The 25,317-nt window shown below is 54.5% G+C and carries 23 protein-coding genes and 1 pseudogene; 12 read left to right on the top strand and 12 right to left on the bottom strand.

Annotated features, from left to right (window positions below):
* Positions 1–4 precede the first annotated feature (4 nt).
* Complete coding sequence (locus tag LBF07_RS22995) at positions 5–1,630, top strand: alpha-amylase family protein (protein WP_094935463.1); 1,626 nt, start codon at positions 5–7, stop codon at positions 1,628–1,630.
* Here LBF07_RS22995 and LBF07_RS22990 read toward each other — a convergent pair whose 3' ends face one another.
* The 4 genes from LBF07_RS22990 to LBF07_RS22975 are packed head-to-tail and all read right to left on the bottom strand — an operon-like array spanning position 1,631 to position 4,124.
* Positions 1,631–2,617 carry an SDR family oxidoreductase gene (locus LBF07_RS22990; RefSeq protein WP_094935462.1) on the bottom strand — a complete coding sequence of 329 codons (987 nt, stop codon included), beginning with the start codon at positions 2,615–2,617 and terminating at the stop codon, positions 1,631–1,633. It lies immediately after the preceding gene.
* 17 nt (positions 2,618–2,634) lie between these two features.
* Complete coding sequence (locus LBF07_RS22985; RefSeq protein WP_032657136.1) at positions 2,635–3,153, bottom strand: 2-oxo-tetronate isomerase; 519 nt, start codon at positions 3,151–3,153, stop codon at positions 2,635–2,637.
* A gap of 11 nt (positions 3,154–3,164) precedes the next feature.
* Positions 3,165–3,611, bottom strand: coding sequence for a DUF421 domain-containing protein (locus tag LBF07_RS22980; RefSeq protein WP_094935461.1), 447 nt, complete (start codon positions 3,609–3,611; stop codon positions 3,165–3,167).
* A 9-nt stretch (positions 3,612–3,620) separates the two neighbouring features.
* Positions 3,621–4,124 (bottom strand): hypothetical protein, encoded by a 504-nt coding sequence (locus LBF07_RS22975; protein ID WP_045142963.1) that lies wholly within the window; start codon positions 4,122–4,124, stop codon positions 3,621–3,623.
* A gap of 138 nt (positions 4,125–4,262) precedes the next feature.
* Between LBF07_RS22975 and LBF07_RS22970 the strand changes: the two genes are divergently transcribed.
* The 4 genes from LBF07_RS22970 (at position 4,263) to LBF07_RS22955 (ending at position 9,724) form a co-directional block, all read left to right on the top strand.
* The gene (locus LBF07_RS22970; RefSeq protein WP_023311669.1) at positions 4,263–4,652 is read left to right on the top strand and encodes a YdeI family stress tolerance OB fold protein; all 390 of its coding nucleotides are present in this window, start codon (positions 4,263–4,265) and stop codon (positions 4,650–4,652) included.
* Between the two features lie 64 nt (positions 4,653–4,716).
* Positions 4,717–5,601 (top strand): SDR family oxidoreductase, encoded by an 885-nt coding sequence (locus LBF07_RS22965; protein ID WP_033145496.1) that lies wholly within the window; start codon positions 4,717–4,719, stop codon positions 5,599–5,601.
* A 181-nt stretch (positions 5,602–5,782) separates the two neighbouring features.
* Positions 5,783–6,706, top strand: a complete 924-nt coding sequence (locus LBF07_RS22960; RefSeq protein WP_033145495.1) for a LysR substrate-binding domain-containing protein — start codon at positions 5,783–5,785, stop codon at positions 6,704–6,706.
* A gap of 636 nt (positions 6,707–7,342) precedes the next feature.
* Positions 7,343–9,724 (top strand): glucose/quinate/shikimate family membrane-bound PQQ-dependent dehydrogenase, encoded by a 2,382-nt coding sequence (locus LBF07_RS22955; RefSeq protein WP_112778143.1) that lies wholly within the window; start codon positions 7,343–7,345, stop codon positions 9,722–9,724.
* Between the two features lie 89 nt (positions 9,725–9,813).
* On the opposite strand, the gene LBF07_RS22950 is transcribed toward LBF07_RS22955, so the two are convergent.
* The 3 genes from LBF07_RS22950 to LBF07_RS22940 all read right to left on the bottom strand — a co-directional run bounded on the left by LBF07_RS22950 (position 9,814) and on the right by LBF07_RS22940 (position 13,091).
* Positions 9,814–11,505 carry a methyl-accepting chemotaxis protein gene (locus tag LBF07_RS22950; protein WP_094935460.1) on the bottom strand — a complete coding sequence of 564 codons (1,692 nt, stop codon included), beginning with the start codon at positions 11,503–11,505 and terminating at the stop codon, positions 9,814–9,816.
* A 160-nt stretch (positions 11,506–11,665) separates the two neighbouring features.
* The gene (locus LBF07_RS22945; protein ID WP_033146534.1) at positions 11,666–12,784 is read right to left on the bottom strand and encodes an S-(hydroxymethyl)glutathione dehydrogenase/class III alcohol dehydrogenase; all 1,119 of its coding nucleotides are present in this window, start codon (positions 12,782–12,784) and stop codon (positions 11,666–11,668) included.
* Positions 12,785–12,815: 31 nt separating this feature from the next.
* Complete coding sequence (locus tag LBF07_RS22940) at positions 12,816–13,091, bottom strand: metal/formaldehyde-sensitive transcriptional repressor (protein WP_003857256.1); 276 nt, start codon at positions 13,089–13,091, stop codon at positions 12,816–12,818.
* A 133-nt stretch (positions 13,092–13,224) separates the two neighbouring features.
* Here LBF07_RS22940 and LBF07_RS22935 point away from each other — a divergent pair.
* Both LBF07_RS22935 and LBF07_RS22930 read left to right on the top strand, forming a co-directional pair.
* Positions 13,225–13,359: pseudogene (locus tag LBF07_RS22935) on the top strand (IS3 family transposase); the annotation flags it as partial.
* 138 nt (positions 13,360–13,497) lie between these two features.
* Positions 13,498–14,052, top strand: coding sequence for a hypothetical protein (locus LBF07_RS22930; RefSeq protein WP_126327794.1), 555 nt, complete (start codon positions 13,498–13,500; stop codon positions 14,050–14,052).
* A 747-nt stretch (positions 14,053–14,799) separates the two neighbouring features.
* On the opposite strand, the gene LBF07_RS22925 is transcribed toward LBF07_RS22930, so the two are convergent.
* Positions 14,800–15,920, bottom strand: a protein-coding gene (locus LBF07_RS22925) for an IS3-like element ISSen4 family transposase (protein ID WP_087451024.1) whose coding sequence is annotated in 2 segments (ribosomal slippage) — positions 14,800–15,662 and positions 15,662–15,920 — 1,122 coding nt in all. Because the reading frame shifts where the segments join, the coding sequence is not laid out codon by codon here.
* A 194-nt stretch (positions 15,921–16,114) separates the two neighbouring features.
* Between LBF07_RS22925 and LBF07_RS22920 the strand changes: the two genes are divergently transcribed.
* Complete coding sequence (locus tag LBF07_RS22920) at positions 16,115–16,477, top strand: DUF2441 domain-containing protein (protein ID WP_048977809.1); 363 nt, start codon at positions 16,115–16,117, stop codon at positions 16,475–16,477.
* 89 nt (positions 16,478–16,566) lie between these two features.
* Here LBF07_RS22920 and LBF07_RS22915 read toward each other — a convergent pair whose 3' ends face one another.
* On the bottom strand, positions 16,567–17,499 hold the full coding sequence (locus LBF07_RS22915) for a LysR family transcriptional regulator (protein WP_094935264.1): 933 nt from the start codon (positions 17,497–17,499) through the stop codon (positions 16,567–16,569).
* A gap of 89 nt (positions 17,500–17,588) precedes the next feature.
* On the opposite strand from LBF07_RS22915, the gene LBF07_RS22910 reads away from it, so the two are divergent.
* From LBF07_RS22910 to LBF07_RS22900, 3 genes are all read left to right on the top strand, one after another.
* The gene (locus LBF07_RS22910) at positions 17,589–18,065 is read left to right on the top strand and encodes a GNAT family N-acetyltransferase (RefSeq protein ID WP_094935263.1); all 477 of its coding nucleotides are present in this window, start codon (positions 17,589–17,591) and stop codon (positions 18,063–18,065) included.
* Between the two features lie 124 nt (positions 18,066–18,189).
* A complete protein-coding gene (locus LBF07_RS22905; RefSeq protein WP_045142955.1) occupies positions 18,190–18,858 on the top strand; it encodes an epoxyqueuosine reductase QueH in 669 nt (222 codons plus the stop codon).
* A gap of 119 nt (positions 18,859–18,977) precedes the next feature.
* Entirely contained in the window at positions 18,978–19,250 is a 273-nt protein-coding gene (locus tag LBF07_RS22900) for a YqjD family protein (RefSeq protein ID WP_033145484.1), read from the top strand.
* A 29-nt stretch (positions 19,251–19,279) separates the two neighbouring features.
* On the opposite strand, the gene LBF07_RS22895 is transcribed toward LBF07_RS22900, so the two are convergent.
* Positions 19,280–20,743 (bottom strand): EAL domain-containing protein, encoded by a 1,464-nt coding sequence (locus LBF07_RS22895; RefSeq protein WP_206462086.1) that lies wholly within the window; start codon positions 20,741–20,743, stop codon positions 19,280–19,282.
* Positions 20,744–21,019: 276 nt separating this feature from the next.
* Here LBF07_RS22895 and LBF07_RS22890 point away from each other — a divergent pair, with 276 nt between their 5' ends.
* Positions 21,020–21,904 carry a MarR family transcriptional regulator gene (locus tag LBF07_RS22890; protein ID WP_206462085.1) on the top strand — a complete coding sequence of 295 codons (885 nt, stop codon included), beginning with the start codon at positions 21,020–21,022 and terminating at the stop codon, positions 21,902–21,904.
* Positions 21,905–21,939: 35 nt separating this feature from the next.
* Here the strand turns inward: LBF07_RS22890 and LBF07_RS22885 are convergent, their stop codons facing one another.
* Together LBF07_RS22885 and LBF07_RS22880 are read right to left on the bottom strand one after the other, a co-directional pair.
* Positions 21,940–23,115 carry an HlyD family type I secretion periplasmic adaptor subunit gene (locus tag LBF07_RS22885; RefSeq protein WP_048978818.1) on the bottom strand — a complete coding sequence of 392 codons (1,176 nt, stop codon included), beginning with the start codon at positions 23,113–23,115 and terminating at the stop codon, positions 21,940–21,942.
* Positions 23,112–25,292, bottom strand: a complete 2,181-nt coding sequence (locus LBF07_RS22880) for a type I secretion system permease/ATPase (protein ID WP_094935261.1) — start codon at positions 25,290–25,292, stop codon at positions 23,112–23,114. The genes LBF07_RS22885 and LBF07_RS22880 overlap by 4 nt, the downstream gene beginning before the upstream one ends.
* Between the last annotated feature and the right edge of the window lie 25 nt (positions 25,293–25,317).

Here is a 25,317-nt window from a genome sequence, read left to right as displayed (position 1 = left end):
CGCTATGACCGACTGGCATACACGAGCCATTATTTATCAGATTGATACCGCGCTATTTTATGATTTGAACGGCGATGGCTGCGGGGACATCGCCGGGATCGCGGCCAAGCTGCGCTATATACGCCGCATGGGGGCGACGGTCATCTGGATCACCCCGTTTTACCTCACGCCCTTTCTCGATGAAGGCTACGACGTCAGCGACCACCTTCAGGTGGATCCCCGCTTCGGAAAGCTGGCCGATATCATCGCCTTTATCGAGCAGGCCCGCGAGCTGGGCATGCAGGTCATTATCGAGCTGCTGATCCAGCACACGTCGGACGCGCATCCCTGGTTCCAGCAGGCGCGCCGCAACCCGGCGTCACCCTATCGTGATTATTACCTCTGGTCGGATAACGACGAGGACGATACGCCCCCCATGTTTCCCGGCGTGGAAAAGAGCATCTGGACCTGGGACGACGAGGCGGGACAATACTACCGGCACATGTTCTATCGCCACGAGCCGGATCTGAACCTTACCTCGCCCGCGGTGCTTAAAGAGATTGAAAACATCATCCTCTTCTGGCTCAAGCTGGGCGTGTCGGGATTTCGCCTCGACGCCGCATCCCACCTCACCACGCAGGCGGGAAACGGCGATGAAAAAAAGGGTCTGTGGATCCTCGAACATATGCGGCGTCTTATCGAACAGCGCAATCCGGACGCGATCCTGCTGGGTGAAGTGGACGTAGACGTTGAGGCCTATAAAGACTACTTCGGCAATAACGACCGCCTGAATCTGGTGCTCAATTTCTGGCTCAACAAGTATTTCTACTTCAGCCTGGCCCGCAAAAGCGCCCGCCCGCTGCGCAATGCGGTGAAGAAGATGATCGTCCCGCCTGACTCCTGCTGTTTTGCCAACTGGCTGCGCAATCACGACGAGCTGGATCTGGAAGGCATCAGTCAGAAAGACAAACAGTTTGTCCTCGATACTTTCGCCCCTGATGAGGAGATGAACGTCTATCAGCGCGGGATCCGCCGCCGCCTGGCGCCGATGCTCAACGGCGATCGGAAGCGGCTGGCGTTCTGCCACGCGGTGCTGTTTTCCCTGCCGGGTGTCCCGGTGATGCGCTACGGCGACGAGATCGGCATGGGTGACGACCTGGATCTGGAGGAGCGCTACGCCGTCCGCACGCCGATGCAGTGGGCAGGTTCGCAAGGAGGCGGTTTCTCTGCAGCCGACCCGGAAAAATTTATCGCGCCGATTATCGACCATGGCCCTTACCGCTATCAGAAAGTCAACGTCTCCGATTCGCTGCTTCACCACAACTCGCTTCTGCACCGGATCATCGATATTGCCACTACCCGCTCGGAGTTCCCCGAAATAGCCGTTGCGCCCTTTCGCATTATCACAATCGATGATGACGCGGTGCTGGGGCTTTATTACGAGACCGACGAGCGCAGCATCCTGACCTTCGTCAACTTCAGCGACCAGCCGGTGCAGTTCACCGCCAAAGGGATCCGCAACGCCACCTGGACCGCCTGTCTCGAGGACAAGCGCTACGATGACGCGCTGATTTGCGGTAAAACCGTTCAGCTCAGCCTTGGCGGCTACGGCTATCGCTGGTTCTGGACGCACCGTAGCGCGCTGCGCTGACTACGGTTTCCGGCGAGTTATCAGACGCGTCAGCACTATTCCCGCCACCGCGAGGGCGCCAAGGGCCACTTTCCCCGGCATGCCGGAGGTGACGGACGGCGCGCGGGTTTTCGCCTCGTCAGTAAAGCGGCCATGGATTTTATGCAGATCGTTAACCGGCTGGTCGAGATAGTCCCGACGATCCGGCGCGTTGAGATCGTCGGTCATCTGGCCTTCCCACGCCTTTTTCACCATCAGCCGGTCAAGAAAACCTGGGAAGAAAAATTGCCCGACGATGGACTGGATGGTGCTGCTGCCTACCCACAGCTCGCGTACCGGCTTTTGCGCCACCCTGAAGATGGCGCTGGCGGCCACCTCAGGCTCAAAGACCGGCGGCACCGGGCGCATCGCCCAGGCGAACTTATTCCTCGCCCATTCGAACTGCGGGGTATTGAGCCCCGGCATCTGGACCATCGAAAGCTGAACCCGGCTGTTCTCATGCATCAGCTCGGTACGCACCGCATCGGTGAACCCACGGATCGCCGCTTTTGCCCCGCAGTAGGCTGACTGCAGCGGAATGGAACGGTAGGCCAGCGCGGAACCTACCTGGATAATCACCCCCCTGTCGCGCGGAACCATAAGTTCGAGCGCGGCGCGGGTGCCGTTCACGTAGCCGAGGTACGTCACGTCAGTCACGCGGCGGAACTCGTCCGGTGTGAGGGTTCGAAACGGTGCCAGCACGGCCCCCATCGCGTTGTTCACCCAGACATCAATCGCGCCGAGGCGATACTCAATTTCGTTAGCGGCATCCACCACCGCCTGGTTGTCGGCGACGTCCGCCTGCACGGCGTGGGCATTAACGCCAAAGCGCCGCAGCTCCTCCTGGGTAGAGTGCAGGCTGGCTTCATCGCGGGCAATGAGCCCCACGTCGTAACCCGCCTTTGCAAAGTGCAGCGCCGTGGCTTTTCCCACGCCCGCCGTCCCGCCGGTAATCACTATGACAGCCATAGAACCTCCACGTGAGTTTATCCGTTATTCCCGTCCGACAAGGTTGTCACCAGTTCAGCCAGCGAGTAATGCACCGCTTTTTCGACCACATCCTGACAGTCACCGGAGAAAAGCACGGTGCGGGTCTTCGTCTCGCCGCGTATGTTCCACGCGAAGCAGACCGTCCCCGCCGCCGTGCCGTCGTCGCCCCCTTCCGGGCCCGCGTAGCCGCTGATGGCGATGCTGATATCGGCCTGGGCGATGTCGCGGATACTGGCGGCCATTTCGGTTACCGTCTGCTCGCTCACGGCCGTAAACCGCTCAAGCGTCTCAGGACGCACGCCGAGGATCCGCGCTTTAGCTTCATCGCTGAACACGACCAGCCCAACATCATAAAATTCGGCGGTGTTTTCCTCTGCGCAAAGCGCCACCGAGAGCTTTCCGCCCGTGCAGGATTCCGCGGTGGTTAAGCGAAGCCCGAGATCGGTTAATTTGCTCGCCAGCTTTTTCGTCAGTTCACCCACGGTATTATTGCTGTCGTGAAAAAGATTGCTCATCTTGCCGCCTCTTATTTCTCGAAAGGAATGATTGAAATATGCCCATTGCGCTCAAGTATGGCATATTTAATGTCGCTTATTTCCGTAATGCCATTATTTTGGCGCGCTGACACCAGAATATCATCACATGACACGTCAACTTTTTTCAGTTTATAGGCTAACGGCACGCCGTTCTCCACCAGAATAACAGGCGTGCCATCCAGAATATTCTCCACCGGAGAAAAATACTTCTTCATTAGTCCGAAAATAATATCTACTACCACCAGCGTGGTAATGGTAATCATCGCGCCGGTGACGGAAAAATCCTGTCCGAGAAGCGCCTGCTGCGTGGCTTCACTAATTATCAGGAGCAGAATGAGATCGAAGCTGGTCATCTGCAGCAGCGCGCGACGCCCGGCCACTTTAAATACCACCACCAGAAACAGATAAATAGCCAGCGCGCGAAAGACCATATCCATATCAGCCTCCTACGGATAAATAAATTGCCAGATGTTAATTTCCGGCTCGCTGTTGACGCGGATGACGGTGTTCCATTTACCGGCTCTGGAAGGTGTCGTGAAGAGCAACACGGAGAAGCTGTCTGTTTTTTTCAGGTTGTTATAGACAAAATAGAGAGTCTTCCCGCGGCTGAACATAGCGTCCGGCTGCGGCCAGACGCTGCCGGGCTCATACGCATCGCTGCTCTCGCTGGTCATGCTGAGGACATACTTCCCCTCGCTCTGCACCGGAAACGCGAGCGCCATCCGGGTCTCTGTCTCCCGTCGTCCAAAGCGTTCATAGTCTATGGTCAATGATTTAGAGGAATTCGTTTTGACCGTGTCGCTGACCATTCCGCTGGAAAACAGACCGGCAATCGCCGCGACGATAATACCCAGCAGAACAATAAAACCCACCTGACGAAACGCGTATTCAAACGTCAGCAAACGGTAACTCTCATCTATCCCGGGTAACTTTTCATTTTCACGCTTCATGGTCATCGTCACCGTTTCGCTTATTATCCGATAATTTTGATTTCTAACGCGAATGTTTTTAGGACTTATCACATTTGCCACATAAAGGAATAGCAACAATACTTAATAAGTCAAGACACGCAAAATGAAGGATATCGGATGAAATTATCACTTATTTCCGCTTTATTGATATTTCTGGTTCCGGCCGCATGGGCAGATAATAACGGGGGTTTACAAAAAGGCGAAGCGCCACCGCCTCCCCACGCGCTTGATAGCGGATATCGCGGAACCGACGACGCGCGTATTATGACCATCAAGCAGGCAAAAGAATTGCACGATGGTGCGACAATTTCATTACGCGGTAATCTTATTGACGGTAGCGGCGATAAGTTTGTATTTCAGGATAAAACCGGAAAAATCGACGTTATTATTCCCCAGGCAGTCTTCGACGGCAGAACGGTAAAACCCGACCAGATGATCAGTATCAACGGTTCGCTTGATAAAAAATCATCTCCTGCCGTCGTCCGTGTAGATCGTTTGCAGAAATAATTCAGCGAAGCGTTAACGCTGCAGTTATCCATCAAATCTCACCCCTTGGCTTAAGGAGTCAGCTATGAGTGATACTAAACAACGTACGAACGCTTACCCGCAGCCCCCGTTCCCGGAACAGCCGCAAACGCCGCCGGGACTGGCATCCGAAATGCAGCCCGTACCCGACCACGGGGAACAAAGCTATAAAGGGCATGGCCGCCTTGCCGGCAAAAAAGCGCTGATTACCGGCGGTGACTCCGGCATTGGTCGCGCGGTCGCTATCGCCTATGCGCGTGAAGGCGCTGACGTTGCCATTAACTACCTGCCCGAAGAGGAAAAAGACGCCGCTGAGGTCATCGAGCTGATCGAAGCGGAAGGCCGCAAGGCCATCGCGTTGCCGGGTGACGTCCGGGACGAAACCTTCTGTCAGAATCTGGTCGAAGAAGCCGTGTCGAAACTGGGCGGGCTGGACATTCTGGTCAACAACGCCGGCCGTCAGCAGTTCCGTGAATCGCTTGAGGAACTGACCACGGAAGATTTTGACGCAACGTTTAAAACCAACGTTTACGCTCCGTTCTGGATCACCAAGGCGGCCCTGCGCCACCTGAAAGCGTCGTCCGTTATCATTAATACCTCCTCCGTTCAGGCGGTGAAGCCCAGCCCCGTGCTGCTGGACTACGCCCAGACGAAAGCCTGTCTGGCGGTGTTTACCAAATCCTTAGCCAAGCAGCTGGGTCCGAAAGGCATTCGCGTCAACGCGGTTGCTCCTGGTCCTTACTGGACGGTTCTGCAGTCCAGCGGCGGGCAGCCGATGGAAAAAGTGAAGGAGTTCGGTGGCGACACCCCGCTGGGACGTCCGGGCCAGCCCGTCGAGATTGCCCCGCTGTACGTCACGCTGGCCTCGGATGAATGTTCATTTACGTCCGGCCAGGTGTGGTGCTCCGATGGCGGCGACGGCGTGATCTAAACCGGTAGACAATACCCCTCCGCAGTGAGCAATAAACGAACAAGGATGTTCGCTTTTATTCCCCCGCCAAAAAACATGTTGTAACTCAAACAGATCAAATGTTAAAAATATTTTGCTATCAGGTTATCAAAATTAAACAACTTAACTTGTCACCCGCATCGCTCTGTTTTTAACATCGCCTATGGAAAAAAATGGTCTGTTCAGTCAGCGCATACGCTTGCGCCATTTGCATACATTTGTGGCCGTCGCTCAACAGGGAACGCTGGGGCGTGCGGCTGAAACTCTCAACCTGAGCCAGCCTGCGCTCTCAAAAACCCTCAACGAGCTGGAACAGCTGACCGGTGCCCGTCTTTTTGACCGCGGCCGGCTGGGGGCGCAGCTTACCATTGTGGGCGAACAGTTCCTCACGCACGCCGTGAAAGTGCTGGATGCGCTCAATACCGCAGGCCAGTCCCTGCACCGAAAAGAAGAGCAATCCAGTGAGGTGGTGCGCGTGGGCGCTCTGCCTACCGCGGCGCTGGGCATTCTTCCGCCCGTTATCGGCCAGTTCCACAAGCAGCAGCGGCATACCACGATTCAGGTCGCCACCATGAATAACACCATGCTGCTCGCGGGGCTGAAATCCGGCGAACTGGATCTCGGAATCGGTCGCATGTCCGACCCTGAGCTGATGGGCGGCCTCAACTATGAACTGCTGTTCCTGGAGTCTCTGAAGCTGGTGGTTCGTCCCGATCACCCCCTGCTGCAGGACACGGTCACGTTAAGCCGCGTGATGGAGTGGCCGGTAGTGGTCTGCCCAAAAGGAACCGTTCCCCGCCAGACCGCCGAAACCTTGCTGCAAATGCAGGGGTGTACGCTGCCCTCAGGGTGTATCGAAACGCTGTCGGCCTCGCTTTCGCGCCAGCTTACGCTGGATTATGACTACGTCTGGTTCGTCCCCTCCGGTGCGGTGAAAGACGATTTACGCCAGGGAACGCTGATCGCCCTGCCGATTACCTCCCCCGGCCCCGGTGAACCTATCGGCATTTTGACCCGCGTAGACACGCCGCTTTCAACGGGCGCGCAGACGCTGCTGAGCGCTATTCGTAAATCAATGCCGGTCTGACAACTTTCGCCCTCCTCATCCTAACCCTCTCCCCAACGGGGCGAGGGTTCACCAGCCATTTTTCCACCCGAAGCGATAAATATTGCCTCAGGAAAATGAAGAACTTACAGCGACGCTCTGGTCCGGCTGTAAATCGCCGAAGCGTTTCCGCAAGGCCGGGGCGAGGCGCAGGGATGCGCCGAGAGGGCGTGGCCTGCAGGGATGCAGGCTCATGCCCGACCCGATAGCCTGAAGGAATAAGCTGAGGGCACCGCGAAGCGGCGATTTACCGCCGGGAGCCCGGGTTGCCAGGGCGGTGGCGATTGAGCCGCCCAGGCACGTTCACAGGCCATGTCGTTACAGAGTAGCAAGAAACATAAAGTGAACGGAATGACCACCACAGCCGTATGTTCCCCCTCACCCCAGCCCTCTCCCTCAAGGGAGAGGGGCCGTCTGCGCCCTAATCAATTAATGCGAAATCATTCATTAACAATTGCGTAAAACAATTTAACAGTTTTATCATAGCGACGAGTTCACCAAATGGTTCGTAAATAATTTTACAACCCCGAATTCACCCGTATTAATCATTCTTCCCTCCGCATTTATTACCCAACTGGTACACACCCAGCACGACGGGGGGATCTTAAGGAGACAGAAATGGCATTTGGCAGCGCGCCACGTGGGATACCGCGTATCCTGCAGTGGCTCCTTGCCGGACTGATGTTGCTCATCGGTCTGGCAGTCGGCGGGCTGGGCTTTAAGCTCGTCACCGTAGGCGGAAGCGGATACTTCCTGATAATGGGCGCGGTGATGGTGATTGCCGCGATCCTGATTTTCCTCAATCGCAGCAGCGGGATCGTGCTTTACGGCATCGCCTTTATTGCCTCGCTGTTCTGGGCGGTAGGCGATGCGGGCTGGGATTTCTGGCCGCTCTTCTCTCGCCTGTTTACCTTTGCCGTACTGGCCTTCCTCTGCGCCATCGTCTGGCCTTTCCTGCGCGCGGCAAACCACAGCGTTGCGAACAAGGCGCCCGCTTTTGGCGTCGCGGCCGTGCTCGCGGTGGCGATGCTGGTCAGCCTGGGCTGGATGTTTAAGCCGCAGACCCTTGTGGCAGCGAACGAGCCCGTTCCGGTGAAACCCGTCGCCCCCGGCGAGCAGCAAAAGAACTGGGCGCACTGGGGCAATACCACCCACGGCGACCGTTTCGCCGCGCTGGACCAGATTAACAAGCAAAACGTCCGCGATCTGAAAGTCGCGTGGGTTGCGCACACCGGCGATATTCCGCAGAGCAACGGCTCCGGCGCGGAAGATCAGAACACGCCATTGCAGATTGGCGACACGCTGTACGTCTGTACCCCGTACAGTAAAGTGCTGGCGCTGGACGTGGATTCCGGCAAAGAAAAATGGCGCTACGATTCCAAAGCCACGGCGCCTAACTGGCAGCGCTGCCGCGGTCTGGGCTATTTTGAAGACCATTCCAGCGTGACAACGTCACAGGCAGAGACACCGCCTGCGGCATGCTCACGCCGCCTGTTCCTGCCGACCACCGACGCCCGCCTGATTGCCATCAACGCGGATACCGGCAAGGTCTGCGAAGACTTCGGTGACCATGGCACCGTGGATCTGAGCGTCGGCATGGGCGAAATCAAGCCCGGGTATTATCAGCAGACCTCCACGCCGCTGGTCGCAGGCAATGTTGTTGTCGTCGGCGGTCGCGTCGCGGATAACTACTCCACCGGCGAACCGCCGGGCGTGGTGCGCGCCTACGACGTTCACACCGGTAAACTGGCGTGGGCGTGGGATCCGGGTAATCCGAACCTGACCGGCCTGCCGCCGGAAGGCCAGACCTACACGCGCGGCACGCCGAACGTCTGGTCAGCGATGTCCTACGACGCTAAGCTGAACCTGATCTATCTGCCAACCGGCAACGCCACCCCGGACTTCTGGGCGGGCGAACGTACCGCGCTGGACGATAAGTACAGTTCCTCCATCGTCGCCGTCGACGCGACCACCGGTCAGGTGCGCTGGCATTTCCAGACGACCCACCACGACCTGTGGGACTTTGACCTGCCTTCCCAGCCGCTGCTGTACGATCTGCCCGACGGTAAGGGCGGCACCACGCCCGTGCTGGTGCAGACCAGCAAGCAGGGCATGATCTTCATGCTTAACCGCGAAACCGGCAAGCCGGTGGCGAAGGTAGAAGAACGTCCTGTCCCGGCGGGTAACGTTGAAGGTGAACGCTACTCGCCGACCCAGCCGTATTCCGTGGGCATGCCGATGATTGGCAACCAGACGCTGACCGAATCCGACATGTGGGGGGCGACGCCTGTCGACCTGCTGCTGTGCCGCATTCAGTTTAAAGAGATGCGTCATCAGGGCGTCTTCACCCCGCCGGGTCTCGACCGTTCCCTGCAGTTCCCCGGCTCGCTCGGCGGGATGAACTGGGGCAGCGTCTCCGTTGACCCGAACAACAGCCTGATGTTCGTCAACGATATGCGTCTGGGCCTGGCAAACTACATGGTGCCGCGCGCTAACGTGGCGAAAAACGCCAGCGGCATCGAGATGGGTATCGTACCGATGGACGGGACGCCGTTCGGCGCGATGCGCGAACGCTTCCTGTCGCCGCTGGGCATTCCGTGCCAGAAGCCGCCGTTTGGCACCATGTCGGCCGTTGACCTGAAAACCGGCAAGCTGGTGTGGCAGGTCCCTGTCGGCACGGTGGAAGATACCGGCCCGCTGGGCATTCGTATGCACATGCCAATCCCAATCGGCATGCCGACGCTGGGCGCATCGCTCTCTACCCAGTCCGGCCTGCTGTTCTTCGCCGGCACGCAGGATTTCTACCTGCGCGCGTTTGATACCGCCACCGGGAAAGAGATCTGGAAAGACCGTCTGCCGGTCGGCAGCCAGTCCGGCCCGATGACCTACGTGTCGCCGAAAACCGGTAAGCAGTACATCATCATCAACGCCGGGGGCGCCCGACAGTCACCGGATCGCGGGGATTACGTTATCGCGTACGCGTTACCCGATAAGCAATAAGATGTGAAAAAGGGACCGAAAGGTCCCTTTTTTGTAGGTCAGATTTTGTAGGTCGGGTAAGCGAAGCGCCACCCGACACTGCCGACAACTCAGAACGTCTCCCAGTTATCCCCGGGAACCGTCGCCGCCGGACGCAACGGCGCGTTCTTCGCCACTGGCGCAGACGTCACCACGCGGCCCGACTTTGCACCGCTCAGACGAAACGCCCCGACCGCCTCGGTCAGACGCGCGCCCTGTTCTTCCAGAGACGCGGCGGCCGCAGAGGCTTCTTCCACCAGCGAGGCGTTCTGCTGGGTCACTTTATCCATCTCAGAAATCGCCTGGCTCACCTGCACGATACCGCGGCTCTGCTCATCGGACGCGGCGGCAATCTCCAGCATGATGTCGGTCACGCGTTTAACCGCTTCGACGATTTCATTCATGGTGTTACCGGCAGCCACGACCTCACCGGAGCCCTGGTCAATCAGCGAGACCGATTCGTTAATCAGGCTTTCGATCTCTTTTGCGGCATTCGCACTGCGGCTTGCAAGGGTTCGGACTTCGCTTGCCACCACGGCAAACCCGCGTCCCTGCTCGCCCGCCCGTGCCGCTTCTACCGCCGCGTTAAGCGCCAGGATATTGGTCTGGAACGCAATGCTGTTGATGACGGCGGTGATCTCGGAGATTTTTTTCGAACTGGTGGAGATATTGCCCATGGTTTTGACCACGCCGGAGACCATCTGGCCGCCGCGGCTGGCTTTCCCGGAGGCATCTTCCGCAAGCTTGCTGGCATGATGGGCGTTATCGGCGTTCTGTTTCACCGTCGCGGTAAGCTGTTCCATGCTTGCGGCGGTTTGCTCAATGGCCGCAGCCTGCTGTTCGGTACGCGAAGAGAGATCGGTGTTACCGGCAGAAATCTCGCTCGTGCCGCGGTAGATCTCCTCCGCCCCCTGACGTACGGTGCCCACCGTGTTTTCAAGCGAGTGCTGCATGGTTTGCAGATCGCGCGTCAGGCGGCCAATTTCGCTGCGCCCGGCCACGTCGTCCGGCATCGTCAGGTCGCCTTTGGCAATATTCTCGATACGTTTCGCTGCACGCTGCAAAGGATTGATTACCGTGCGGCGCAGCACGACAAAGGTCATCGCCGTCAGCACCAGCGCCAGCGCAAACGCGCCCACCATAAACATCAGGCCCAGCTGCGTGCGGCTGTGCGCCTGCGCCGTCAGCGCATTGGCACGCTCGGTGCGGATCTTAATCGCCTTCAGCAGCACGGCGTTATAAGCGTCATCCAGCGGCCGCGCCGTTTCGTTTTCGTGGTTGATAATCGCTTCGAACATGCCGTTTTTGGCGAATTTCACCATCGGCTGCATGCCCGCGATATAGGCGTCGTACCGCGCCTTGAGATCCTCATCCAGCGCTGCACCCTCAGCGGTACGCACGGCACGATTCATATAGGCGGTAAAGCTCTCCTGGGACTGCTTAATGCGCGTTTCCGCCTCGCTGATGTTCTGCTTCATCGCATCCATCTCCGCGATGCGGCTTGCCGCACCGGCGTGGATCAGATTGATACGCGCGGTACGCAGATGGTTTGAGCTGTTCGACAGCCCCATACGCACCTGAATTTCGGACGTGACATCCTGCTGATCGTTATCGGCCTGCAGCAGGAAATACCCCGCCAGACCCGAGCTCAAGGCGAACAGAAGAATAATGCCACCGAGAATGGAGGAAAACAGCGGAACCAGCCTGATGTGATGCAAGAAGCTCAGCTTGCGCTGCGCCTGCATCGAAGTAGTGTTGTCCATGACCGTCGACTCTCTTATAGGTAAGATGCGTAAAAACATGCGTGTTAAATAGTCATCGGCACGGTGGGGATTTAGATTACGGCTAAAAACGCCGCACTGGTCACACTTTAGAGAAGATTATTAAAGAAACGCCAGCGGTGAAAAACCGCTGGCAGAAGAGTTACTTGTCGCCGAAATGAATGACGGTACGGATGGATTTTCCTTCGTGCATCAGATCGAACGCGTCGTTGATCTGCTCCAGCGGCAAACGGTGGGTAATGAACGGGTCGAGCTGAATCTTGCCGACCATAGCATCTTCAACCATACCCGGAAGCTGGGTACGGCCCTTCACGCCGCCAAACGCGGAACCGCGCCATACGCGACCGGTGACCAGCTGGAACGGACGGGTTTTAATCTCCTGGCCCGCGCCGGCCACGCCAATGATGATGCTCTCGCCCCAGCCTTTGTGGCAGCATTCCAGCGCGGAACGCATCACGTTCACGTTGCCGATACATTCGAAGCTGAAGTCAACGCCGCCGTCGGTCATCTCAACGATGACGTCCTGAATCGGTTTTTCGTGATCTTTCGGGTTAACGAAATCGGTCGCGCCCATTTCACCCGCCAGCCTGAATTTCTCCGGGTTGGTGTCGACCGCGATGATACGCCCGGCCTTCGCCTGCACCGCGCCCTGAATCACCGCCAGACCAATGCCGCCGAGACCGAACACCGCCACGGTGTCGCCCTCTTTGACTTTTGCCGTGTTATGCACCGCACCAATACCGGTGGTCACGCCGCAGCCCAGCAGGCAGACTTTATCCAGCGGCGCCTGCGGGTTCACCTTCGCCAGGGAAATTTCCGCGCAAACGGTGTACTCGCTGAAGGTGCTGGTGCCCATGTAGTGATAAACAGGCTCGCCGTTATAGGAGAAACGGGTGGTACCGTCCGGCATCAGCCCTTTCCCCTGAGTGGCGCGAACCGCCTGGCAGAGGTTGGTTTTACCGGATTTACAGAACTTACACTCGCCGCACTCCGCGGTGTACAGCGGGATAACGTGATCGCCAGGCTTCAGGCTGGTCACGCCCTCGCCCACTTCCACCACAATCCCGCCGCCTTCATGACCCAGCACCGCCGGGAAGACGCCTTCCGGATCGTCACCGGAGAGCGTAAACGCATCGGTATGGCACACGCCGGTATGGGTGATTTTGATCAGCACTTCGCCTTTCTTCGGCGGTGCCACGTCGATTTCAACGATTTTCAGCGGCTGGCCGGGACCAAATGCAACTGCAGCGCGAGATTTCATCATGTCTTCCCTTTTTGTCAGGTGTGTGGGTTTATTTTAGATAAGAGCGCAGCAAATGGCCGACTTCCGCCATGCGTACGGCTCGCTGATCCGGCGTGGTTTCCCCCGTCACCAGCTCATCTTTGAGGTGAATTTCAACCATTTCGCCCATCAGGCCATTGGCAGCCCCGCGCACGGCGGCGATTTGCTGCAGAATGGCCAGGCAGGGGTCGCCCGACTCCAGCGCGCGTTCAAGGGCATCAACCTGGCCCCGAATGCGACGGACGCGAGTAAGAATACGTTTTTTATCTTCGGGTGAATGTGGCATACGCCCTCCTGATACTATAGGGGGGTATACTAACAGATTTTATAAAAGCTTGTCAGTGTTGTGACACCTAACAAAAAAGATATTGTCTCGAATGCGCTTATGATGGACGTGTGACGACGTAATTTCCAAAATACAGGTGCCTGTACATTCTGTTCAAGGTAGCAAGTTTACAATTTATGAAATGCAGCCGTTCCTGTAATCACACGAACAGGAAGGTAGTATGAGCCATCGTGGTAACTGTCACGACAACGCAGTTGCAGAAAATTTTTCCAACTACTAAAGAGTAAATAGATAAAGAAAAAATCGACGTAACACGGGAAAAACAGACCAAAATGACCAGACATAAAATTTTTGTAAATGCTGCCGATATATAGTTACACAACAGACAGCTTAAAAGGAGTTTCGAATGTTTCAACAACCCACGGTTTTACCCTCATCTGAATTATCAGCAGGAATTAGTGCAATGATGATGATCATTGCAGAAGCCGAAGCAGCGTTTGGACGGCGCGATGGGCAATACGCTATTAACCAAAGCATTGCTTATGGTGATCATTCGCCTCGAGCCACGGGTATGGAGATAAACGGAAAAAAAATCTGCTTCATATGCCTAAGCAGTGATTCAATGATCGGGTGGCCATGCTTTATGTTCGAAATGGCACACGAAGCGGTTCACGCACTGAATCCTCGTAATGGACCTGCCTCTTATCTCGAAGAAGGTATCGCTGTGTGGTTTTCACAAGAAATGTGCAAAAAGCATGGATACAAATATAACGCAGCAACAGGTAAGTATAAAAAGGCACTTGAATTGATTAAAAAAATTCCGGAAGAGCCGACAGAAGCGGTCAAGATAGTAAGATCAAGGCATGCCAATCTGACAGACATAACTCCTGCTGAACTGATTGAGTGCTTTCCGACAATTGATCCCTTAGTTGCACAGAGGCTGGCAAACAAAATGGCATAAAGTATCAAAGTTTTTTCGTTTAATTTCACTACTTGCCCATGATTATTGCCATGCACTATCTATCGAGAAAATAGATGCATGAAATTCGTCGTAATCGATGACCATTTCACAGGGTAAAAGATATCGCTCAATAACATTGAGCGATATTGACAGTAGTGCGCCAGTGATCCCGGCATACTGCCTGGAACGCGATAGAATGGCGTAAGCATTCATGATTTCGTAGGTCGCTCCGTCTGTTTATGGTTCTAATATCGATGTGAGATTTAACTTTTCTTGTCACCCTGTTCCTCCAAGGATTCAGTTTGAGCCATTTTGTGCCGCTATGGCTTATTATAGTTATTTGCTTTTGCACCTCTTTGCTGTTCGCAATCCTGGCAGCCTAAGCCAGAAGGCTATCAGTAAAAATCAGCTTTCTATTTCAGCAGTGCCGTGCGCTTTTTTGGTGTGTATTCAATGGCTACTCCCCGCCATCCACAACTTCGGCTACGCTAGCCTAATCCTTCAGCAGAAAATATGACAAAGTATCGATTAGTATTTCATCCATTCTTTCATATAACGATTTCTATCCATGGTTGCACAAGCTGGATTGCCTTTCTGTCATTGGTGCCAACTTTACGCCGGTTGTTAGCCGGAGCGATTCATTTCTTTTATTCATTAATTTGTTATTATTATTCTTTTCTTAAGGACTTTATTATGACTACGTACTACACAGTTGATATGACCTGCCCCCACGATTAGATACAACACTCAGTTAGTAACGTCGGAATCTTCATTCTCAGAATGACCCTTTCTCCAGCCCGCTGCAAATTCAGACGGTGTCTGATAATTCAGCGTGGAGTGCGGGCGGCATTCGTTATAATCCTGCCGCCAGTCATTAATAATTTTCCTGGCATGAACGATATCGCTGAACCAGTGCTCATTCAAACATTCATCGCGAAATCGTCCGTTAAAGCTCTCAATAAATCCGTTCTGCGTTGGCTTGCCCGGCTGGATTAAGCGCAACTCAACACCATGCTCAAAGGCCCATTGATCCAGTGCACGGCAAGTGAACTCCGGCCCCTGGTCAGTTCTTATCGTCGCCGGATAGCCTCGAAACAGTGCAATGCTGTCCAGAATACGCGTGACCTGAACGCCTGAAATCCCAAAGGCAACAGTGACCGTCAGGCATTCCTTTGTGAAATCATCGACGCAGGTAAGACACTTGATCCTGCGACCGGTGGAAAGTGCGTCCATGACGAAATCCATCGACCAGGTCAGATTGGGCGCCGCCGGACGGAGCAGCGGCAGACGTTCTGTTGCCAGCCCTTTACGACGTCTTCTGCGTTTTACGCCCAGGCCACTGAGGTGATAAAGCCGGTACACGCGCTTATGATTAACATGAAGCCCTTCACGGCGCAGCAACTGCCAAATACGACGGTAGCCAAAACGCCTGCGCTCCAGTGCCAGCTCAGTGATGCGCCCTGATAAATGCGCATCAGCAGCCGGACGGTGAGCCTCATAGCGGCAGGTCGACAGGGATAAACCTGTAAGCCTGCAGGCACGACGTTGCGACAGACCGGTCGCATCACACATCAACATCACGGCTTCCCGCTTCTGGTCTGTCGTCAGTACTTTCGCCCAAGAGCCACCTGAAGCGCCTCTTTATCCAGCATGGCTTCGGCAAGCAGCTTCTTGAGTCTGGCGTTCTCTTCCTCAAGCGACTTCAGGCGCTTAACTTCAGGCACCTCCATACCGCCATACTTCTTACGCCAGGTGTAAAACGTGGCATCGGAAATGGCATGCTTGCGGCAGAGTTCACGGGCGGGTACCCCAGCTTCGGCTTCGCGGAGAATACTGATGATCTGTTCGTCGGAAAAACGCTTCTTCATGGGGATGTCCTCATGTGGCTTATGAAGACATTACTAACATCGGGGTGTACTAATCAACGGGGAGCAGGTCAGATAGGCTTGGTGAATGCAGGACTGGTCTAGAATTCACTTATCAAATGCTAGGAATCCAAATATCAGGAACCAGTGAAATCTTCAATGTCCCAGTATCAAGGCATGGGTTGAGGTACGTTCCAATGGATGTGCGTAACAACAATGCAATGATCGAAGGAATTTTCGAAATGGTTCGTGCTCAACATTTCCCAGAAAAACCAACTAGGTTCTGCTGTATGTTTGCGTGCGAGAGTCTTGAGGCTTTAAATAGATGTGAGCAGGCCATGCAACAAACTTCCATTAGGAATATTTACTCCGTTGAGTATGCGGGTGCAGTCCATCGCGGAGACATGTCGCTTCTTGCAAGTGATGGATCTCTTTATGAAGTACAAAGCCGAGCAATGGCTTATTGGATGGGTGAAACTAAAGACTTGTACCCTGACTACGTTCCTCGCTGGGAAATTTTGATTCCACTTCCTGTGCAACTCGGGGAACTACTCTTATAAGAAAAACATCATGATGAGGGGCAATATTTTCAATGAATGAAAATTGAACGGTACGTTTTATTGTTCTTTAGTAGTTTGTGCTTCCACATTCAAAAGATCCCAATGTAAGCCTGCGCCAGCGTTTGCAGCTCATCCTTAAGCCAGCGCGTTGCGCCCCGCTGGCCGCTGCGTTTATGCGAGTAAATTTTCACTTCAAACGTGCGTATCGAAAACGGTAAAGGAAAAATCCTCAGGTCCGCTGCCGCAGCCAGCTTCTCAGCGGCAAAACGGGGGATTGCCATCAGCAGGTCGCTTTCCGCAACGATAAACGGCGCGCTCAACATCGACGGCGTTTTGATCGCAATTTGTCGGGTATAGCCCAGCTGTTCCAGCCGCACGTCCAGAACGCCCTGCTTCTCATTCCATGGCGTCACCACCAGATGTCGGGCCGCGAGATAATCCTCCAGAGTGAGACGCGTCCGGCGCGCGTTGCCGATGACCACATACTCATCTTCAAACCAGTCGATCTCTTCCAGTTCCGGGTGCCGGATATCATCCTGAGTGCTGAACCCCAGCGCGAGATCCACTTCGCCCGCCAGCAGTTCCGTCAGCGCCGGGCTGTGCGGCAGATAGCGCAATTCGAAACGCAAGCCCGGGGCAGCAAGCTGCAGTTTGTGCATCAGCGCCGGGAAAATGCACAGCGCGGTAAAGTCCGTAATCCCAATTTGTAAGCTTTCGGTACTGCTGGCCGGGTCAAACTCCGGCTGCGGGGTCAGCTCATGATTGAGGAACGACAATGCGGAAGCAATGGAAGGCGCAAGCTGAGAGGCATACACGCTGGGGGACATGCGATGCCCTTCCCGAAAAAAGAGCGGGTCATTAAGGGTGATGCGCAAACGCGACAGCGCATGGCTCAGTGCCGATGTGCTCATCGCCAGCTCGTCAGCGGCCAGCCGAACGGAACGGTGGCGGTAAATCGCGTCGAAAACGGGCAGCAGGTTTAAATCAAGACGCCTTAGTACCGGATGCATAATATTCATCATCTGTTGATTTCATTGCACTTAATTCTTCGGACAATACTCCGTATGCTTAACGCCATCAATCGAACACAGGCTAAAACACAGGAAAAACAATGAGCATCACCATTCGTCAGGCCCATCCCGAAGATGCGGCGGCAATTTACGCCATGATCTATGAGCTGGCGATATATGAAAAAGCACCGGAAGAAGTGGTGACCACGCCAGAGGAGATCCGGGAAACGCTCTTTGGGACCGGCAGTCAAACCGAAGCGTTGATCGCGGAATGTGAAGGTAAGATCGCCGGCTATGCCGTGTTCTTCACCAGCTATTCGACCTGGCTCGGACGCAACGGGATTTATATGGAAGACCTGTACGTATCCCCGGAGTATCGCGGTAAAGGCGCGGGAAGAGCGCTATTGAAACATATCGCGCAGCTCGCGGTAAAACGGCAGTGCGGCCGCCTTGAATGGAGCGTGCTGGACTGGAACCAGCCCGCCATTGATTTTTACCTGAGCATAGGCGCGCTGCCGCAGTCCGAATGGGTTCGCTATCGTCTTGATGGCGACGCGCTGCTGAGTTTTGCCGAATAGCAACACGTGGTACCCGAGATGATCCCGCCCCGCGGGGTCGCTCTGACCTGCCTTAATCCCGTCTCAACAGATGATGAATTTATGCTACCCTTCCATAAATTTCATAAACATATTGCAGAACGCCATGACGACAGCCCCTTTTATCCGCCCACAACTTTCCCTGCCAGACGGTGCCGACAGGCTGCTGTTGCACTCCTGCTGCGCCCCCTGCTCGGGTGAAGTGATGGAGGCTATCCAGGCTTCGGGGATTGACTACACGATTTTCTTCTACAACCCCAATATCCATCCACAGAAGGAATACCTCATTCGGAAGGAGGAGAATATTCGCTTTGCGGAAAAACACGGCGTGCCGTTTGTTGATGCCGATTACGACACCGATAACTGGTTTGAGCGTGCGAAAGGCATGGAATGGGAACCCGAGCGCGGCGTCCGCTGCACCATGTGCTTCGATATGCGTTTCGAGCGTACGGCGCTCTATGCGGCAGAAAATGGATTCCGCGTCATCAGCAGCTCGCTGGGGATCTCCCGCTGGAAAAACATGCAGCAGATAAATGACTGCGGCCAGCGTGCTGCCGCGCGCTATCCGGGTATGGTTTACTGGGACTATAACTGGCGTAAACAGGGCGGCTCCTCTCGCATGATTGAGATCAGCAAGCGGGAGCAGTTTTACCAGCAGGAATACTGCGGGTGCGTTTATTCGCTCAGGGACAGTAACCTGCATCGTAAGTCTCAGGGCCGCCCGCTGATTCGCATCGGGAAACTGTATTACGGTCAGGATGACAATGAGAAATAACGGGTTCCCGGTATAGAGATATATCCGAAAACAGCCCTGATATGTACCGAATTTAGCCTAACGTCTCCCACATCCACAAAGAGCGGCTATCCTTTAATAATCAACAAAAGGAGGCAAAAATGTCTGATTTCGGTACTGATAAAAACACCCAGTTTGCTGAAGATAAAGCTAAAAATAAATTTGACGAGCTTACAGGTTCAGCGCAGCAGCAGTTTGGTGAATTCGTTGATTCACCAAAGCATCAGGTAAAAGGTGCGGCCAGAAAATATGCCGCGCAGGCCAGCGATGCCGTTTCCGACGTCACTGAAGCTGTCAGAAATAACCCCCTCACCGGCCTCGTCGCAGCGGGTGCGGTCGGTATTGTTCTCGGCCTGCTGCTCGGTCGAAAATAATAAAAGGCCCTTCGGGGCTTTATTTTTTCTTAGCTAAAAATTCTGACCATGCGGTCTAACTCTTCCTCTTTCACGGCCCGCGATAAATAATACCCCTGAAAATTTTTGACGCCCAGCGCGACTAATTTTTCAAACTTTTCTTCACTATCAACCCCCTCGGCAATACAGTCCGTTCCGGTCATGTCGCTATAAATCTGTATCGCTTTAATCAGGTTATAGTCATTGTCGTTTGCCACAAAATGCTCAACGATGTCGCGATCCAGCTTGAGTCCATCAAAATGCACCTGCCGCACCGGGAACATGGTTTGATGGTTAGAGAAGCAGTCATCCAGAAATAATCGACACCCCGTATTACGCAAATGCCGCATGGTTTCAGGGATCCTTTTGTCCTTCGTCACGTCAATATCTTCAGCAAATTCAAAGACCAGCTTTTCGGCCCACTGCGGCTTGAGCAGCATGTCGATAGCTTTCTTTGCCATATCAGGCAATGCATTTCCGGAAGCCAGACGAGGCGGAATATTTACAGAAAAATAGTATTTTCCATTATACTTATTAATCCCTGACACGGCGGCATGGATGACTAACGCCGTTATTTTCAACCATATCTCATGGTTTGAAATATCCGTGAGAAAACTGGCCGGCTTGACAATTTTACCGTTTTTATTCCAGCGGATCAGTATCTCAAAGCCTACGCCCTTTTTGTCACGATCGGTAATGATCTGATAAGCGGGGAAGATCTCTTCTTTATATAATGCATTAAAAATTTCTGATTCTTTATCCGTAAAATCCGTATTTTGGTTCCGCCGCTTGATACGTCTTTCCGCGCTGAAATTGTGCGAATCGTTTAGCCACCGCTTAATTAAGCGTAATTTCAGCACGCCTTCCTTACGGTGGGTATAAACCGTTTTATTAGAAAGCCCCATTTCGTCGCACATTTCTTTTACGGACATGCCGCGGTAGAAATTTAATAAAACGTCAATTTCTCTTTTTGTTAGCCACTTTACGGTTTCTTGCGAAGAATTATCCTTGTAGCGATCGCGTAATACGTACGAACGATCTTTAAAAACATGATGGTGTGTATGAATACAGGTTATGACATCTGAAACGCGGGCCAGTCGAATCAATGATAATTGATAGCTATTATTTAAAAGAGTGCCCAGGGTGCGATATAGCCAGCTATCCGGCAGGTCGCCATACAGGGTGACGCGTCGAATAACGGGAAGTGCATTGAGTACGGACGCCAGTCTCTTCAGGCTCTCCAGGAGACTGACGATACCTTTTCCGAGAAACACCACAATATGAGCACTCTGATTTATAAGGATATTTTCAAGATCCTGTTGGGATACCTCATCCCCGTCAAAGTGAATATGCGAAGCCTGTATTCCGTACTGGTTAAGGATCAGACGATATCCCTGGAACGTAAAACCGCAGGCGGAGATGACAAATTTATGTTCATCGCACGCCTCATTTCTGAGAGAAATTGTGTGGGTCATAAACTGCTCCTGGGCACTGAGGCGCCATTTCCATTTGTGAATACGTAAAATTTAACGCACCTGTTATAAACATTAATTTTACAGTACAGCCTCAGGGTAAGAAACAGTTATCCGCTGAACTCACAGGAACATCTTTGCGTTAATCACCGTCGTTTAAATATACTTTTCTTTGCAAATAACAACGGCAAATATCTTATTCTCAGGGTATAATGAAAATTCCGAAAAAGAAGAGTGGACACTTCATCTATCGGCTCATTCAAATACGAGAAAAATGCTATGGATAATCACATCTCATCCAGGGCCTTGCTACATCGAAGGGATGTTATAAAGAACAATCCGCGATTCGGTGAGGCAATATTAGAGCACTACACAATTAATGACACCTTCTACAAAAAACAACCTTTGTTCTATAAGACAATGCTGCAGGAATCACGGTTTAACATTATCCTCTCCATGTGTTGTTTTATTTTTGGAAATCAGGCCGAGTCAGTTTCAGAGATTAAAGAGTTATGCTCTCGCTATAAAATAGCCAGCCCCAACAGCGTGATTGCGATCATTACGATACTGAGAACCACCGGGCGCATCAGGACCTGGCGCTGCACGGATGACCGACGCAAAACGAGAATCGCGCCAACCGAAAAAGGACTCAATGAACTTAAGCGCTATATGTCCGGCGCTTTTTTGCCCGTCAGCATTCTTTATCCGGCATTTAATATTAATGTTAACCTGCTGGATAATGATATTTTGAGAAACAACTTTTTCCGCCGCGCGGCTGAATATCTTTTTCGGGGATTAACGTTCAGAAAGGTGTTACCTGAGGTGGGGTTATTTATTGATAAAGATGGCGGCCGCATGATTATGCTTTATATCTATCTGCAGGCCATGAAAAATAAATCCGCTCACGGTGCGGTCATTGACTATTCAGCCAGCACGCTCGCAAAGGAATTTTTTGTTTCGCGCATCCATGTCAACCGAATTGTCAAATCGGCACAAGAGGCGGGTTATCTTAAAGATCGTGGTGATGGTCGGATGTCGATATACCCGGCGTTTATCGACCTTGTCGAAAATTATGCCGGTTTATATTTTGCGTATGTTACGCATTACATCAACGTTGTGCCTAAAGAGCGACGCCACGCTCACAACGTGACGTCAACCGTATAATCCAGCAGGCGTTCGGAGTTCCGAACGCCATTCCCCTATCGTTCCCGCAGCGCCTCTTTTGCCTTGTTCAGAGGTTTCAACAGATAATCCAGAATGGTTTTGCTGCCGGTTTTAATATCAACGGTGGCAATCATGCCCGGAAAGACCGGAAATTCCTGACCCTGCTTATTGGTCAGATGGTTACTGTCGGTACGGATATAGACGCGATAGTAGTAGACATCCCTTTTCACCTCATCCTGCAGGGTGTCCGGCGAAATCATGGTCACTTCCCCTTCCAGCCCGCCGTAAATGGAGTAGTCATAGGCCGTAATTTTCACCAGCGCTTTCTGGCCGGGATGGATAAACGCCACATCACGCGGCGAGATTTTCGCTTCAACCACCATCTGATCGTCAAGCGGGACAAGGCTCATCAGCTTGCCGTTCGGCGGAATAACGCCTCCCACGGTCGTGACGTCAATATCCTTCACGATCCCGCGAACCGGGGCATTGAAGGTCAGCCGGGTCAGGGAGTCCTCACGCCCTTTCATCACCGAACGCTGGGCCTCAATCTCCGCATTGGCTTTTGCCAGCTCTTCACGGGCGCGAACGTAATACTGGTTTTTCATCTCGGTGATTTTATTCTCAAGCTCATTTTTTTGACGCTCAAGACGTAACACCTCAACCTTGCTGGCCGCCCCCTGGGTCACCAGAGGACGAGTTAACGACAGCTCGCGCTGCACCAGCTCGGCGCCCTGACGCAACCCGGCCAGCCCTTTTTCGAGGCTTTCACGACGGGACTGGTAGAGCGCCGTTTCCTGTTTGACCAGCTCAACGTCGTCATCCAGCTCGTCCGGAAACGCGAGCTCCGTGTCGTTCACCTCAGCCTTCAGGCGCGCAGCGGTCGCCAGCGCCGCATTCAGGCGAGACTCGCTCTCCAGCACGCTCGACTCGGTTTTTGTCCGGTCAAGCTGCGCGAGCTGCTGCCCGCGTTCCACGATGTCGCCTTCACGCACCATCAGGCTGTGAATGATGCCGCCTTCCAGGGACTGGATGACCTGCTCATGCGAAGACGGTATGACCTTGCCGCTGCCGGTCGTCACTTCATCCAGATGGAACAGGCTTGCCCAGGCGATAAACACCGCCAGCAGGGCGAACAGGGACCATGCCACCAGCGACGAGCGCGGCAGGCGTGGCTCCTTCAGTCGGCTATTGAAACGAGAGAAATCATTCATGCCGCGCCCTCCTCTGCAACCGCCGCCGGCTTCATGGTCACGGTGCGCTGCGCGGCTTTCTGCGGCGCCATGCCGTGCTGATGCAGGATCGCATCGCGCGGGCCGTCCATCACCACCTTACCGTTTTCCAGCACGATGATGCGGTCGACCAGGTCCAGGATCGGCAGGCGATGCGTCGCCACGACCAGCGTCCGGCGTTTACCCAGCCATTTGTGAAGATGCTGAATAAACTGCTTCTCGCTCATTTCGTCCAGCCAGGCGGTAGGCTCATCCAGCAGCAGGATAGTCGGCGAGGTAATCAGGGCTCGCGCCAGCAGCAGCGCCTGACGCTGTCCGCCGGAGAGGCCAGCCCCGCCCTCGTTGATGATGTAGTTCAGCCCCATTTTCTGCTTGCGCACAAACTCCAGCGCGCCGCTGTTAACCAGCGCCTGATGAATCTCATCGTCGGTGGCTAACGGGTTCCCCATCAGGATGTTGTCCCGCACGGAGCCAAAGAACAGCCGGGCCTGCTGGCTGAGCAGCTGCATGTCGCGACGCAGGTCGGCCGGGTCCAGATGATTGAGGGCGATATCGTCGAGCAGGATGCTGCCCTGCTGCGGCTCCTGCATGCCCGCCAGCAGCTGTAACAGCGTGCTTTTACCGGAACCGTTGCGCCCGAGCACCGCCACGCGCTCTCCGGCGCGGATCTGCAGCTTGCCGATATTGAGCACGGTGAGTTTTTCTTCCTCGTCGTAATAAAACCCGACGTCCTCAAGCGCATAGTCGCCGCGCAGGTGGGCTTTGTGCACCTTCTTGCCGTGCTGCGGATCGTCAATCGGGCGCTGCATCAGGTCGTCCAGCCCCTTGCGGGCCACCTTTGCCGACTGCCAGCGCGAAAGCACGCCTGAGATCTGCGACAGCGGCGCGATGGTGCGCGACGCCAGAATCGAGGTTCCCACCAGCGCACCGGTAGTCATGTCGCCGCTGATGACCAGGTAACAGCCCACCAGCAGCACCACCGCGTAGACGATGGACTGCACTTCCTGAGTCCAGGTGAGCAGCAGGCCCGTCAGCCAGCGCTGCTTCATGCCGACGCTGGCGGCAACGTCGTTGGTATTATTCCACTGGTTCTGGAAACGCTGCTCGGCGCGCATCAGCTTGATGTCTTCAATGCCCTGCACCGCTTCCACCAGCGTGGCGTTGCGGATGGCGGATTCACGCATCCCTTCGCTGGAGAGTTTCCCCAGCGGGCGCTGCACCAGCAGGCCGGGGATGAGCAGCAGCGGCACGGCGAGCAGGACCACCAGCACCAGCGGCCCGCCAATCATCCACAGAATAAAGACGAACAGCAGGAAGAACGGCAGATCGGAAATCGCCGCAATGGTGGTCGAGGTGATCAGCTCGCGCACCGACTCCAGCTCGCGGATCTGGGCGATAAAGGATCCGGTTGATTTGGATCGCGCGCCGTTTTTAATCCGCAGCGCGTGGGCAAAAACGCGTTCAGAGATGCGCAGGTCGGCGCGCTTCCCCACCACGTCGGAAATATGCACGCGCAGCATGCGCATGATGAATTCGAACACGATGGCGATCATCACGCCGCCAAACAGGACCCACAGCGTGGCTTCCGACTGCGACGGTACCACCCTGTCGTACACCTGCATGGAGAAGACCATGCCGGAGAGCGCCAGCACGTTGGCGACCAGCGCCACCAGCATAATATCGCTGTAGCGTCGCCAGTCCTTCAGCGCCAGCTGCCAGAACCAGTTTTTCTCATAGGGTTTGATGTAGTCGTCCACGCGGGCATCCGGCGTGGATTCGAGCGGGCGCAACACCATCAGCCCTTTTAACCGCGCCCCGAGCTCGTCACGCGTCAGCGTGGTCTCCAGGCCGCCGTCGCCGCTAAACTGCAGGCTGACGTTGCCTTCGCTGTCCATGCGGTTAATGACCGCGATTTGTCCGCCGGTGAATTCCGCCAGCAGCGGCAGGCGCCACGGATCGAGGGATACCGCTTCAGCCGCCACCATACGCATCCCCAGCCCAAGCTGGCGCGCCATCTCCTCCAGCACCAGCTGGCGCGGAGACTGGCTTTCATGGTTAATCGTGACCCGCACATGCTCCGCTGAGAAATCCAGCCGGTAGTGCTTCGCGATGATGAGCATGCCCTGCAGCCAGGGTTCGTACTGTGGATGTGTCTTCATAATGCTACGTCCTGTCCAGAGCGAT

Origin of the sequence: Enterobacter cloacae complex sp. ECL352 (genome assembly GCF_020149545.1) — a bacterium.
GTDB classification, from domain to species: domain Bacteria; phylum Pseudomonadota; class Gammaproteobacteria; order Enterobacterales; family Enterobacteriaceae; genus Enterobacter; species Enterobacter asburiae_B.
This window is presented reverse-complemented; position numbering and strand designations above follow the sequence as displayed.